The sequence below is a fragment of the Streptomyces sp. Rer75 genome, from assembly GCF_013414305.1.
GTDB lineage: Bacteria > Actinomycetota > Actinomycetes > Streptomycetales > Streptomycetaceae > Streptomyces > Streptomyces himastatinicus.
The window spans coordinates 8,206,017-8,219,360 of record NZ_CP058693.1 but is presented as its reverse complement, the minus strand read 5'-3'; the positions used below and the strand labels follow the sequence as shown (position 1 = coordinate 8,219,360).

The 13,344-nt window shown below is 71.4% G+C and carries 11 protein-coding genes; 6 read left to right on the top strand and 5 right to left on the bottom strand.

Features of this window, described 5'->3' with window-relative positions; all coding sequences use genetic code 11:
- Positions 1–718 precede the first annotated feature (718 nt).
- Positions 719–1,423 (top strand): tyrosine recombinase XerC, encoded by a 705-nt coding sequence (gene xerC, locus HYQ63_RS35445; protein ID WP_179937822.1) that lies wholly within the window; start codon positions 719–721, stop codon positions 1,421–1,423.
- Positions 1,420–1,752 carry a tyrosine-type recombinase/integrase gene (locus tag HYQ63_RS35440; RefSeq protein ID WP_179937821.1) on the top strand — a complete coding sequence of 111 codons (333 nt, stop codon included), beginning with the start codon at positions 1,420–1,422 and terminating at the stop codon, positions 1,750–1,752. The genes xerC and HYQ63_RS35440 overlap by 4 nt, the downstream gene beginning before the upstream one ends.
- Here the strand turns inward: HYQ63_RS35440 and HYQ63_RS35435 are convergent.
- Entirely contained in the window at positions 1,700–3,103 is a 1,404-nt protein-coding gene (locus HYQ63_RS35435; RefSeq protein WP_179937820.1) for a peptidase C39 family protein, read from the bottom strand. The two genes, HYQ63_RS35440 and HYQ63_RS35435, sit on opposite strands and share 53 nt — an antisense overlap.
- Positions 3,104–3,275: 172 nt before the next feature.
- Here HYQ63_RS35435 and HYQ63_RS35430 point away from each other — a divergent pair, with 172 nt between their 5' ends.
- The 4 genes from HYQ63_RS35430 to HYQ63_RS35415 all read left to right on the top strand — a co-directional run bounded on the left by HYQ63_RS35430 (position 3,276) and on the right by HYQ63_RS35415 (position 9,158).
- Positions 3,276–3,908, top strand: a complete 633-nt coding sequence (locus HYQ63_RS35430; protein WP_179937819.1) for a uridine kinase — start codon at positions 3,276–3,278, stop codon at positions 3,906–3,908.
- 409 nt (positions 3,909–4,317) lie between these two features.
- The gene (locus tag HYQ63_RS35425; protein ID WP_179937818.1) at positions 4,318–6,216 is read left to right on the top strand and encodes an AAA family ATPase; all 1,899 of its coding nucleotides are present in this window, start codon (positions 4,318–4,320) and stop codon (positions 6,214–6,216) included.
- Between the two features lie 210 nt (positions 6,217–6,426).
- Positions 6,427–7,914: an FAD/NAD(P)-binding protein gene (locus HYQ63_RS35420; protein WP_179937817.1), complete on the top strand. Its 1,488-nt coding sequence runs from the start codon at positions 6,427–6,429 to the stop codon at positions 7,912–7,914.
- Complete coding sequence (locus tag HYQ63_RS35415; protein ID WP_179937816.1) at positions 7,911–9,158, top strand: MFS transporter; 1,248 nt, start codon at positions 7,911–7,913, stop codon at positions 9,156–9,158. The genes HYQ63_RS35420 and HYQ63_RS35415 overlap by 4 nt, the downstream gene beginning before the upstream one ends.
- A 31-nt stretch (positions 9,159–9,189) precedes the next feature.
- On the opposite strand, the gene HYQ63_RS35410 is transcribed toward HYQ63_RS35415, so the two are convergent.
- The 4 genes from HYQ63_RS35410 to hisG form a co-directional block, all read right to left on the bottom strand.
- Entirely contained in the window at positions 9,190–10,332 is a 1,143-nt protein-coding gene (locus HYQ63_RS35410; RefSeq protein ID WP_179937815.1) for a hemolysin family protein, read from the bottom strand.
- Positions 10,329–11,750: a hemolysin family protein gene (locus HYQ63_RS35405; RefSeq protein ID WP_179937814.1), complete on the bottom strand. Its 1,422-nt coding sequence runs from the start codon at positions 11,748–11,750 to the stop codon at positions 10,329–10,331. The genes HYQ63_RS35410 and HYQ63_RS35405 overlap by 4 nt, the downstream gene beginning before the upstream one ends.
- A 201-nt stretch (positions 11,751–11,951) precedes the next feature.
- Positions 11,952–12,407, bottom strand: a complete 456-nt coding sequence (locus HYQ63_RS35400) for a PH domain-containing protein (protein WP_179937813.1) — start codon at positions 12,405–12,407, stop codon at positions 11,952–11,954.
- A 42-nt stretch (positions 12,408–12,449) separates the two neighbouring features.
- The gene (hisG, locus tag HYQ63_RS35395) at positions 12,450–13,298 is read right to left on the bottom strand and encodes an ATP phosphoribosyltransferase (RefSeq protein ID WP_123106610.1); all 849 of its coding nucleotides are present in this window, start codon (positions 13,296–13,298) and stop codon (positions 12,450–12,452) included.
- Between the last annotated feature and the right edge of the window lie 46 nt (positions 13,299–13,344).

Here is a 13,344-nt window from a genome sequence, read left to right as displayed (position 1 = left end):
ATGTTGGCGAGGCCCAGGTGCTCGGTGGACGGGCTGACCGAGATGCCGCCGCCTTGGTAGTGGCTTGGAGCACGCCGATCAGCCCCTACCGAGCGGTGCCGTGCGACAAGCCCGGTTGAGAACCTGACTTGGATGCACGCCTCGATCGACCGCTGTCGAAGCTCGGGGCGAACCGCCCCGCCCCGGTCCCGGCACTTCTCCTGCCCGCCCGCCCGCTCATCCACGATCTCCGGCCCCTGATGGAAAAGTCGGCGCCGCCCGAATGGCTCGCCCCGACTCGGCGATGATTCAGGACCTTCAAAGCCACGGCGGCGTCCCCAGACGATGCACCGCCCCCGGCTTGGCCCAGGTCGGCCACCAGGGACCAGAAACCATGACAGCAAGTGAGTTCCCGCCCCCACGGGGTCGCCGCCTCGGGAGGCCATGGCAACAGTCATCTGTACGTGCCCCGTCTGCGAACTGCCAATCCGGCACCTCGTACCGCCCAGCACCAGCGGTGCTCGACAGTACATTTGGCGCTGCCGGAAAATCGAGCTACAACATCACTCCGACGGCAAAAGCCGTTCGGGATGTACGAGTGAGTTGGTGTTGGAACTTGGCGCAGGTTATCGACAAGGGCGCTGCCGCAGCTGGTAAGCGGTGGCTCGTTCGGTATCGGGAACCGGGCGGGCGTAGTGCTCGACAGAGGGAGAAGTCCTTCGACCGCAAGAGGGATGCGGTGGACTTCGCCACCAAGATGGAGAACGACAAGAGGGAGAACACCTATATCGACCCAGCTGCCGGTAAGGTCTCGCTTCGCCGGTACGTGGACGACTGGCTCACAGGATCGGTGGTGTCGGCCGGCACCTGGGAGTCCTATGAGCGCATCATGCGGCTGCACGTCGTCCCGCACCTGGGGAGGAAGACGATCTCCCAGGTCACGGCAGCCGACGTGGAAGCGCTGTACTCACGCTGGACGAGGGACGGCGCCAAGCCGAACACCGTCGAGTCACGCAGCATCGCGCTGTCGGCACTCTTCTCGCACGCCGTACGACACAAACGCATATCCAGCAGCCCCGTCAAGGAAGCGGAAAAGCTGGAGAACAAGGTCATCCCTGTCGATGAACGGAACCTTCCCAGCCTTGAGGAAATTCAAGCGATCGCCAGCTCGATGGGGCCTCGATTGGAGCCTGCGGTATGGCTCATGGCTTGCTGCGGTCTACGAATCGGCGAGTCGCTCGGCGTCTTCCCTGAAGATTTCGGGAAAGACATCTTGCGAGTGCGTCGCCAAATCGTCCGGTATCAAGGGCCGGACCGCCGCTATGTCGCTCGCTATGCGCCACTGAAACATCGCGCAGAGGGAGAGTGGCGCGACGTTCCCGTGCCGGAGAGTCTGCTCGTTTTACTGCGCGGCTCCCCATCCGCAATCATGCCGGTGGGATGACGCACCCGGGGCTTGTGCGCAATTCATGGGACCGTGCGATCAAGCGGCTCGGGCTCCCCGCGTACACGCCGCACGATCTTCGGCATAAGTGGGCGACCGTGACCTTGACGAACGGTGTGTCCATCCATGAGGTGTCCCGATGGCTCGGACACCGGTCGATCAAGGTCACAGTCGACCGTTACGGTCACCTCACCTCGGACGGGCGGGAACGCTGCCGTCAGGTGGTGGAGTCGACCTTCGGCGGCTATCTGCCGCCGGAGCGGGATGCGGGTCCGGTCACAGGATCCCCAGCTCCCGCAGAACGCGGTGCTGAGTTGGTGCTGGCTTAGCCGGGAAGTACAGGTAGCAGACGCCGCCTGAACCGCTCTTGACCTGGCCGTTCGCGTCGTAGCGCTTGGTGCGCAGCCAGATGTTCTCCCACTGCCTGCGCTTGTAGATCCGGCGGACGGCCTTGTTGTCCGGCGAGGCCGGGTCGTTCGCGATCACGTCTCCGGTGGCGGTGAAGCCGATGACGGTCATGAGGTGGCCCGCGGTGCCGTAACCCGCGCCGTCCAGCTCCGTCTTGAGGAAGGACTGCGAGGTGATCACCGGGATGCCCGCGGCGATCAGCTTCTCCACGTCGGTCAGCGAGCCGAGCCGGGTGACCACGCCCTGCATGTCGCGGTACGTGGCGGCGTAGGCGGCGTTGAACGGCCAGTTGCCGCAGCCGTCGTACTGGTAGTCGAAGGTGGCGCGGGCCGCGTGGCAGACCTGCGGGTCGGCGTAGTCGGGGTTGACCCAGGCCAGGTCCTCGGCGGTGGGCTTGCGGCCCCAGAACTCGATGATCATCTGCGAGGAGGTGGGGCTGCACCAGGCCTCGCCGCCGTTGTCGTACTCCGGGTACTGGCCCTTGTGGATCTCCTGCGAGTAGCGCGGTACGGGGAGTTCGCGCCCCTTGGGCAGACTGGGCTTGGAGGCGGGCACCTCGAAGCGGTCGGGGACGTCCGAGCCCATCGCGCCGATCCGCCACACGGTGGGGGTGCGGGTGGTGCCGGGCTTGCGGTAGAGGGTCAGCCGCAGCTGGTACGCCGTCAGCCGGAGCCCGCTCGCCGGGTCGTCGACGGCGAGGGTGTCGGTCCACACCGAACTCTTGTCGTCACTCTGGTCGTCCACCGAGGTGCGCCGGATGGAGTTCGCGCCGTCCCCGGAGGCCCAGCGGCCCATCACGTACCAGGGGGTCGCCGAGCCGTCGGAGTAGGTGCCCTTCAGCTCGGCCTGGATCCAGGTGCCCGAGGGGGTGCGGGCGTTCCACGAGACGATGGCCTCGGTCGCGGGGACGGAGAGCTTGCGCACCGGGGAGGTCCAGGTGGCGTAATCCCAGGCGGCCTTGGTGCCGGTGTGCGGGTCGGTGTAGTCGACGGTGCCGGCCGGGCGGGAGATCACGATGCCGGGGCGGGCGCCGGCCTCGGCGCGGACGCCCTTGGCGGCTCCGGCCAGCCAGTCGGCGTGGCTGGTCCAGCCGTGGTACTCGGCGGTCGCGCCCGCCTTCTTCCGCCCCGAACCGGCCGAGGTCCCTGCCGGACCGGGGAGGGCGGGCCCGGAGGCGGCGGCGGTGGAGGTCATCTGTACGGCGGCCGCGCCCGCGACGCCGAGGGCGGCGGCGAGCACGGAGCGGCGGGGCGTGAATCCGGACGTGGTCATACGGGGCTCCCCCAGTCGTCGTCCAGCGGCGGCGAATGCGCATGCGCGACAGTCGCACAACTATGGCCGCTGCGAGTGGTGTCAGGCCAGTGCTTCCCCGCTGCGCCCCCGCATCAATATTGGCGTGGACCAATGGAGTGAATACTCCACGGTAGTCGTAGAGTGGCCCCCCATGGAGACCGCCGACCGCCCCGCCGAGACGCTTCGCACGTTCGCGCGGCGACTGCGCGCCCTGCCGCCGTCGTGCGGGCCGGTCCGTCTCGTCGCGGTCGACGGACACGCCGGGTCCGGGAAGACCACCTTCGCCGGGCGGCTGGCGGAGGCGCTGGGCGGCGCGCCCGTCGTCCATACGGACGATCTCGCCACGCACGAGGAGCCGTTCGGGTGGGCCGAGCGGTTGCAGGAGCACATCCTGACTCCGCTGAGCCGTGGCGACGCCGCCCGGTACGCCCCGTATGACTGGGTCGAGCGCCGCTTCGCGGACACCCGGCGGCGCCTGGACCCCGCCCCGGTCGTCCTCCTCGAAGGCGTCGGCGCCGGGCGCCGCGCCGTACGGCCGCAACTGGCCCATCTGGTGTGGATGGAGCTGTCCGACCGGGACGCCTGGCGACGCGGAAGGCTGCGCGACGGCCCCGGACTGTCCACATTCTGGGACGGCTGGCAGCCCGCCGAGCGCGCGCATTTCGACGCCGACCCCTCGCGCCCCCATGCGGAAACCCTGATAGCGCAGCGAAAAGAGGGGTACGCGATACTCACGGGACCCGCCGCGACCACCCGAATCACCCCTGGGCGTCACTCAGCGTGAGCGGGCGGAACCGGTCCGGCCGCACCCCGCGCCCGACCTACCGGGCACGCCCCAACTCGGCTTGACCTGGGGCCCATACAGGTCTTACGTTCTCAATGTGCGACTCGTACGAGTCGTCCCACAACGCGAAGCCCCCGGTTGTTCCCCCGTGATCGGGGGCTTCGTCCTGTCTGCACCCGGTTCGGCATCGTATTCCGACTGCCGTGCGGCACCGGACCGTCACGCTCGGTCAACCACCCCTTCCGGTCGTGTACGCCCCTTACACGCCCCCGCGCACGCCTGCCAAGCCTTGTGCGATTGCGACGAACAACAGTGCGGCACCCTCGGCCGGTGCGGCCTGCGCAGGTACGATGCGAAAAGGGCAGCCGCCCCGGCGGCATCCACGGGGGCAGGGGTTGTGGGGGACGTGATGGATTTCGGCACGCAGGGTTCGCACACCCCGGCCGATCTCGCCTGGCTGCGTGCCGTGGACGCCTACACGATGGGCGCCTACGCACAGGCCGAGGAGGAGTTCCGGGCCGCGGTGCGGCACGATCCGGGCATGGCCGACGCATGGCTCGGCCTGCACGCGCTGCGCGCCGACACGGCGACCGCGCTGTTACGGATGTACCGGCACCGCGATCGCTTCGGCGAACAGCGCACCCGGCACCGACGCACCCTCAACTCCTGGTACTGGCTGGGCTGGTGGGTCCAGCCCGTGCTGGAGACCAACCGGGACCTGCTGCTGGCGCACGCCTCGCACTGGCTGGACGGCCGCCACGTCCCCGAGCTGGACCGGGCGCTGGCCGGGTGCCCGCCCGTGGAGGCCGATCCGCAGGCCCGCTTCCTGCACGCCTGCCGCGCGTATCTGGTCAAGGACTGGGAACAGCTGGTCCGGCACACCGAACCGCTGCTGGACGACCCCTTCCTCGGCATCGAGGCCGGACTCTTCGGCGGCATGGCCCGGGTCCGGCTGGAGATGTACGGGCAGGCGGAACCGCTCCTCTCCGCCGCCCTGATGCGTTGCCGCAGCGAACAGCCCCAGCGCAAGGAGCTGCGCTACTGGCTCGCCCGCGCCCATGAGGGCACCGGGCGCAGCGCCGCGGCCCTCCCCCTCTACCGCGCGGTGCACCGCATCGACCCCACCTTCATGGACACCTCGGCGCGGCTGGCCGCCATAGCGGAGTCCGACGGCCTGGACGAGACGGCCGACCTCGCGGCCGTGACGCTGTCCGGGGTGAGCAGCCAGGACGCCACCGACGGCATCGTGACCGACCCGGCCGACACCCTGTCGCCCGCCGCCGACCCGGCCGACGGCCGTGATCTGCGCACCGGCGGCGACGGCGCCGACGGCCCGCCGCTCATGACCACCCCCGTGACCGGCGGCGACAACACCCGCGACCGGGGCGGCCTGCCCGCCCAGCCCGGGCCGTCCGACCCCGCCCTGCTGGAGAGCGCGCTCCAGGAGCTGGAGCGCATGGTCGGCCTGGAGCCGGTCAAGCGGCAGGTGCGGGCACTGTCCGCGCAGCTCCACATGGCCCGGCTGCGCGCCGGGCAGGGCCTGCCGGTCCAGCCGCCGAAGCGGCACTTCGTCTTCTCCGGCCCCTCCGGCACCGGCAAGACCACCGTCGCCCGCATCCTCGGCCGGGTCTTCTACGCGCTCGGGCTGCTCGGCGGCGACCACCTGGTCGAGGCCGGGCGCGCCGATCTGGTCGGCGAATACCTCGGGCAGACCGCGGTCAAGGCCAACGAGCTGATCGACTCGGCGCTCGGCGGGGTCCTCTTCGTCGACGAGGCGTACAGCCTGTCCAACTCGGGGTACAGCAAGGGCGACGCGTACGGCGACGAGGCGCTTCAGGTGCTGCTCAAGCGCGCCGAGGACAACCGCGACCGGCTGGTGGTCATACTCGCGGGCTACCCCGAGGGCATGGACCGCCTCCTGGCCGCCAACCCCGGCCTCGGCTCCCGCTTCACCACGCGCGTCGACTTCCCCAGCTACCGTCCGCTCGAACTCACCCGCATCGGCGAGGTGCTGGCCGCGGAGAACGGCGATGTGTGGGACGAGGAGTCGCTGGAGGAGCTGCGCAGCATCAGCGGGCACGTGGTCGAGCAGGGCTGGATAGACGAGCTGGGGAACGGGCGCTTCCTGCGCACCCTGTACGAGAAGAGCTGCGCGTACCGGGATCTGCGGCTGTCGGGGTGGACGGGCACGCCGACCCGGGACGACCTGGCGACGCTGCGGCTGCCGGATCTGATGCAGGCGTACGGGGAGGTCCTGTCGGGCCGCGGTCCCATGTACCGCGACCCGGAGGACCCCCCGCTGCCCTAGGCGCCGCTAGCGGAATTTTTGCTTCCGCATGCCCATTCAGGTAAGGCTTGCCTAATCATGTGGATCTTTGCCCCGGCGCCGCCGTGCGCCCGGGGGCGTCCGCGTGCCCCGTGAGCCGAGCCTGAGGAGAAAATAGTGTCTTGCGCACCGGTCGGAGCCACCGTTGTCGCGCCACCTGACGGCGTGCGGTACGGACGACGGAGGGTCGCGGTGGTCGGTGGAGGTGCCTCCGCGACGGCGTTCCTGTGCGCCCTGGCGAAGCAGGTCTCGGCCGAACCCGTGGCGGAGACCCCGGATGTGCTGGTGTTCGAACCGGCCGGGCCGTGCGGGCCGGGTGTCGCCTATCGGGAGGACACCGAGCTCGCCCTGCTCAACCGCCCGGTTCCGGCGATGTCGGTGGACTACGCCGACCGCGGCCACTTCCGGCGCTGGGTGGGTCAGAAGGGCTTGATGCCCGCCCGCGGCGGCCAGGACGGCGGACAGTTCGTGCCGCGGGCGTGGTTCGGCCGGTACCTGGCGGAGATGTTCGACGGAGCCGTGAGCGACCTGCGCCACCTCGGCAGCTCGGTGGAGATCGTCCACGAGCGGGTGAGCGACGTCCGGCCCGCCGGCGAGCGGGTCGCCGTCCTGACCGGGCACTCCGCCCCCCGGTGGGTGGACGACGTCGTCCTCTGCCTGGGCGCCGTGCCACCGCGTGACGTCTACGGACTGTTCGGATCGCCCGGCTACATCCACCAGCCCTATCCGGTGCGCCGGCTCGCGGACGACATCGGTGACGGCGCCGAAGTGCTCGTCCTGGGTAGCGGACTCACCGCCATCGACGTGGCCCTGGAGCTGAGCCACAAGGCCGGCCCGCCCCGGGTCACTCTCGCCTCGCGCAGCGGCACGTTGCCCGATGTGCGCTGTGACCTCGGCGCGGGCGACTGCGCCCCCGGTCTCGTCGACGACGTACGGGAGGAACTGGCACGCCGGAGCAGCCTCGGTATCGCGGACCTCGCCCGGCTCCTCGACGGCGAACTGTCGCGCCGGGGCACCACGCTCCGGGATGCGCTGCGACCGTTCCTGGCCCGGACCGGAGGTGCCGAACAGCTGCGCGCCCGGCTCGGCGAGCCGGGCCCCGCCGCTGCCGTGCAGCGGTGCGTCGTCGCACTGACCCCTTGGTACTCGCGGCTGTGGAGAGCCATGGACCCCCTCAGCGGAAGGGAGTTCACCCGGCGCTACGGGCGGATCTTCACATCCCTGCGCAGCCCGATGCCCCCGGCCAATGCCCGGCGGCTGCTGGAGCTGTCCGAATCCGGGGCGCTCGCCTTCCGCGCCGGCATCGCCGGCGTGACCGCGGAAGCCGCCCGGTTCCGGGCGTCCTTCGGGGACGGCGACGTGCGGCGCTTCGACGTGGTGGTCAACGCGACGGGCCGCGGAATCGACATCACCGCCGCACGCCCCGGCTCCCTGGTGGACGCGTTGGGCAGCAGCGGAGTCGCCCGCCCGCATCCACTGGGCGGACTGGACGTCGACCCGGAAAGCAACGAGGTGCTCGATGCGTCCGGGGCCCGGATCCCGCGGCTGCACGTGGTGGGGGACCTGTCGTCGGGCGTGCACTTCCACACCAGTTCGATGGAGTACGCGGCCACCCAGGCGCAGCGGGTCGCGGAACAGGTCGCCGCCCGGCTGCACATGCGTGATGGAGTCCTGCTGTGAGGGCGGACCGGGCGAACCTGCGCGCCTGCCTGGTGCTGCTGGTGGTGCTGCCGCAGGCGACGCTGGCCGCGTTCGTTCCCATGGTGCCGCACGTCGCCGCGGACCTCGCCACCTCGCCGGCGGCCATCGACCGCAGCCTGATTGTGTACATGGCCGGATACGCCGTGTCGATGGCCGTCGCCGGCGGACTGGCGGCCCGCACGGGCCCGCGCACCGTGCAGTTGGCCGCCCTCGCCGTGCACATGGTGGCGTCGGTCGTGGTGGTCCTCGCCCCCGACGCCGCCACGCTGACCGCCGCGCGGGCGGTGCAGGCTCTCGGCGGCGGCGCGGGAACCGTACTCGCCCGCGTCTACGTCCAGGAAGCGCTGCCCGAGCACCAACGGCTGCCGGCCCTCACCCAGCTGTCCACGGCCATCGCCCTCACCCCCGCGCTGACCCCACCGGTCGTCGGGCTGCTCGTCGACCACCTGCCCTGGCGGCCGGTCCTGCTCACCCTCGGCGCACTGAGCGCGAGCACCTTCGTCCTCGCACGGCGGGCCCTGCCCCGCTCCACCGCGGAAGCCGCGGAAGCGGCCGGCCCGGGGCTGCGAGAGGTTCTCGCGCGACCCGCCTACTGGTGGTTCACCGGTGTGATCTGCCTCGCCTGGTGTGTGTACTTCACCTTCACCACCTACTCCAGCCACACCCTCCAGGTAGAACTCGGCACCAGCGCGACGGTCTTCAGCCTCTTGTACGCCCTGGTGATCGTCGGATACATCGCGGGCAGCCGGATCGCGCGGAGGACGAGCGGACGCTTCGGATTGCCGCGGATCCTGCTCGTCTCGGGGATCCTGGCCCTGATCGCGACGGCGGCGATGGCCGTGGGGGCACACGTGCTGCCGCACGAACCGCTGGCCCTTGTCGTCCCGATGGCAGTGGCCATGGTCGGCGTCGGCGCCGCCTTCCCGGTCTGCCAGGCCGGCATGCTGCGCTCGGCGGGAGTCAACGCACGGAGCGCGTCCGGCCTGTTCTTCTTCCTCCAGATGACCAGCGGTGCCCTCTACACCGGCCTGCTGTCCTGGTGGGAACCGACCCAGCCCGGGGCGCTGAGCATCGCGGTGCTGGCCCCGGCCGCCGCACTGGCCGTCCTGGTCACCGCCCTCCGCCCGGCGACGGTCGGCGAACCGGCGCAGGACCACGCCGGCCGCCGTCCCGAACCGCCCGGTGATCCGTCACCGGCCGGCCCCCGTCGGGCAAGCCGCTGAGCGACGGAAAGCCACGGCGGGACGTTTCGAGCTAGCGGGACACCATCGCGGGCTCCTCCGGGGCCCCGGCCGCGGCCGACGCCGCGGCCGGGGCCTGGACCGGGGTGGCGCCGCGCGGCTCGGCCGCGAGGCGGCCGCGGCCGCTGTCCCGGTGGGCCGGGTCGCGGACCTCGCCGACCAGCATCTCCAGCACGTCCTCCAGCGCGACCAGCCCCAGCACCTTGCCGGACGCGTCGGCCACGGCCGCCAGGTGCGAGGCCGCCCGCCGCATCGCGCTGAGCGCGTCGTCCAGCGGCAGTTCGGCGCGCAGGGTCTCGATCGGGTGCCAGACCCGCTGGGGGACCGCCCGTTCGGGGGCCTCCAGGTCCAGGACGTCCTTCACGTGCACGTAGCCCATGAAGGCGCCTCCGGCGCCGCACACCGGGAAGCGCGAGTAGCCGGTGCGTACCGTCAGCTCCTCGATCTGCCGGGGCGTGACCGAGGGGTCGACGGTGACCAGGCCCGCCGGGTCGAGGAGGACGTCGGTGACCGGGCGGCTGCCCAGCTCCAGGGCGTCGGCGAGCCGTTCGTGCTCCCCGTCGTCGAGGAGCCCGGCCTGCCGGGAGTCCTCGACCAGATGGGTCAGCTGCTCGCTCGTGAAGACGGCCTCGACCTCGTCCTTGGGCTCGACCCGGAAGAGCCGCAGCACCAGCCGGGAGCACGCGCCCAGCATCGCGGTGACCGGGCGGCACAGCCGGGCGAAGCCGACGAGGCCGGGGGCGAGCCACAGCGCGGTCTTCTCGGGCGCCGCCATGGCCAGGTTCTTCGGCACCATCTCGCCGATCACCAGGTGCAGGAAGACGACGACGGCGAGCGCGATGGCGTACCCGAGCGGATGGACGAGCCCCGCCGGCAGGTGCACGACGTGGAAGACCGGCTCCAGCAGCTTGGCGACGGTCGGCTCGGCGACCGCGCCGAGCGTCAGCGAGCAGACGGTGATGCCGAACTGCGCGGCGGCCATCATCTGCGGCAGGCTCTCCAGCCCGGTGAGCACCGTACGGGCCCGCGCGGAGCCCTCGGCCGCCCGCGGCTCGATCTGGCTGCGGCGCACGGAGACCAGGGCGAACTCGGCGCCGACGAAGAACCCGTTGGCGAGGACCAGAAGAGCGGCGAAGAGGAGTTGTACGAGGCTCATCGCTCAGTTTCCTTCTCGGCTACGGCGGCGACGGCGGCAGCTGTGGGGGCGGGGGCGGCGGACCCGGCCCCGGGCGCGGAACCGGCCCCGGCACTCGTACCCGCTCCGGTCCTGACGATCCGTACCCGCTCCGCCCGGTGGTGGCCGACCTGCCGGACGGCCAGCTTCCAGCCCGGCAGCTCGGCGGTGTCCCCGGGGGCGGGGATCCGGCCGAGCAGATCGGCGACCAGCCCGGCCACCGTCTCGTACGGCCCGTCGGGCACCTCGAGACCGATCCGGCGGAGGGTGTCGACGCGGCAGGCCCCGTCGGCGTCCCATGCGGGCCGGCCGTCCTCGGCGACGGTCTGGGCCAGGTCGGGCGTGTCGGCGGCCTCGTCGTCGTGTTCGTCGCGGACCTCGCCGACCAGCTCCTCGACGATGTCCTCCAGGGTGACGACACCGGCCGTGCCGCCGTATTCGTCGACGACCACGGCTATCGGCTGCTCGCTGCGCAGCCGCTCCAGCAGCGGCTGGACGGGCAGCGTCTCGGGGACGAGCACCGGGAGCTGGGCGATGGACCCGACGGGGGTGCGCAGCCGGTCGTCCGCGGGCACCGCGAGGGCGTCCTTGAGGTGGACCATGCCGATGACCTCGTCCAGGCGGTCGCGGTAGACCGGGAACCGGGAGAGTCCGGTGGCCCGGGTGAGGTTGAGCACGTCCACGGCGGTCGCCGTGGACTGGAGGGCGCTGACCCGCACCCGCGGGGTCATCACATGCTGTGCGGTGAGGTCGCCGAGCGAGAGGGTGCGGACGAACAGGTCGGCGGTGTCCTGCTCGATCGCCCCGGCCCGCGCCGAGTGGCGGGCCAGCGAGACCAGCTCACCGGGGGTACGGGCGGACGCCAGCTCCTCGGTGGGCTCGACGCCCAGCATCCGCACCAGCCGGTTGGCGACCGTGTTGAGCAGGGCGATGACCGGCCGGAAGAAGTGGGCGAACGCGGACTGCGGGCCCGCGACGAAGCGCGCGACCTGGAGCGGCCGGGAGACCGCCCAGTTCTTGGGCACGAGTTCGCCGATCACCATCTGGACGGCGGAGGCCACGAGCATGCCGATGACGACGGCGACGCCGGAGACGGCGCCGTGCGGCAGCCCCACCGCGGACAGCGGCGCGGTCAGCAGATGACCGAGCGCGGGCTCGGCGAGCATGCCGACCACCAGGGAGGTGATGGTGATGCCGAGCTGGGTGCCGGAGAGCTGGAAGGACAGCTCGCGCAGCGCCTCGACGACGGTACGGGCGCGCCGGTCGCCTTCTTCGGCGGCCCGCTCCGCGTCCGGCCGCTCGACCGTGACCAGGCCGAATTCGGCGGCCACGAAGAAGCCGTTGGCGAGGATGAGGACGAGTGCCGCGGAGAGCAGCAGGAGAGACAGGGTGACGCTCATGCCGCCGCCTCGGGGTCGGCGGCGGCGCAGGTACTACAGGACGATCCGTCCATCTCTGGAGGGAGTCACTCCTTGGGTCGCAGGGTGAGCCCGCCGGCTGCGCGCGGGGGGTGCGGGCAGGTCGAGGCGGGGCGGGGCATCGTTCGGCCCCGGCAACAGAGTAAACAAGGATGGGCGGTTACGGGCAGGCCCCTCGCGGGGTCAGGACGTGCCGCCGCCCGTGCCGTGGTGTTCGGCGAGGACGCGCAGGGCGCGGGCGTCGTCGATGGCCCGCGCCTTCGCGACGCCCACCTGGATGCCCATCGCGGGCAGGCTGGTGCCGTCGGCGAGGTCCAGATGGACCCAGGCGTCGCCGGGCCGCAGATTGACCCGCAGCACCTCGGCCCACTCCAGACGGCGGGTGGTGATGAGGTTGACCACGGTCACCCCGGCCTCGTCGGCCACCACCTTGGGGCGGCTGAACAGCGCGAGGCCCGCGAAGAACAGCAGCCCGGTCAGGATGAAGCTGGCCTGCTCGCCCGGGGAGAGGTTCTCCAGGAGCAGTCCGATCGCGGTGAGGACGACGACGAGGGCCGCGCCGACGGTCAGCAGGACGATCCGGGTGACGGTCGGCCGGAAGGTGACCGGGAGGGCGGGCGGCTGGGCGGCGGCGGACACGTGTGTGGGGTCTCTCGTGAGAGGGAGGGGAGGGAAGGTGGCTCAGAGGCGGCAGGCGTGGATGCCGGTGGTGAGGATCGCCCGCGCGCCCAGCTCGTACAGCTCGTCCATGATCCGCTGGGCGTCCTTGGAGGGGACCATCGAGCGGACCGCGACCCAGCCCTCGTGGTGCAGCGGGGAGACGGTGGGCGATTCGAGGCCGGGGGTGAGCGCCACGGCCCGCTCGACCTGCTCGACCCGGATGTCGTAGTCCATCATCACGTAGCGCCGGGCCACCAGGACGCCCTGCATCCGGCGGAGGAACTGGCGCACCTTGGGGTCGTCGGTGGGCGCGCCGGTGCGGCGGATCACGACCGCCTCCGACTCCAGGATCGGCTCGCCGATGATGTCCAGACCGGCGTTGCGCAGGGTGGTGCCGGTCTCCACGACATCCGCGATGATCTCGGCGACGCCGAGCTGGATGGCGGTCTCCACGGCGCCGTCGAGGTGGACGACGGCGGCGTCCACCCCGTGGTCGGCGAGGTGCTTGGTGACCAGGCCGGAGAAGGAGGTGGCGACGGTCATCCCGCCGAACTCGCTCACATCGGTGGCGGTGCCGGGCCGGGTGGCGTAGCGGAAGGTGGACCCGGCGAAGCCGAGCTGGAGGATCTCCTCGGCCTGGGAGCCGGAGTCGAGCAGCAGATCGCGGCCGGTGATGCCGATGTCCAGGCGGCCGGAGCCGACGTACACGGCGATGTCACGGGGGCGCAGGAAGAAGAACTCGACGTCGTTGTCGGCGTCGACCAGGACGAGTTCCCTGCGGTCCTTGCGCTGCTTGTAGCCCGCCTCATGGAGCATCGCCGACGCAGGCTCGGACAGTGAACCCTTGTTGGGGACGGCGATGCGCAGCATGAGGGGTGATTCCTTCGTACGAGGGGTGGGTGGTGAGCGGGGTGGT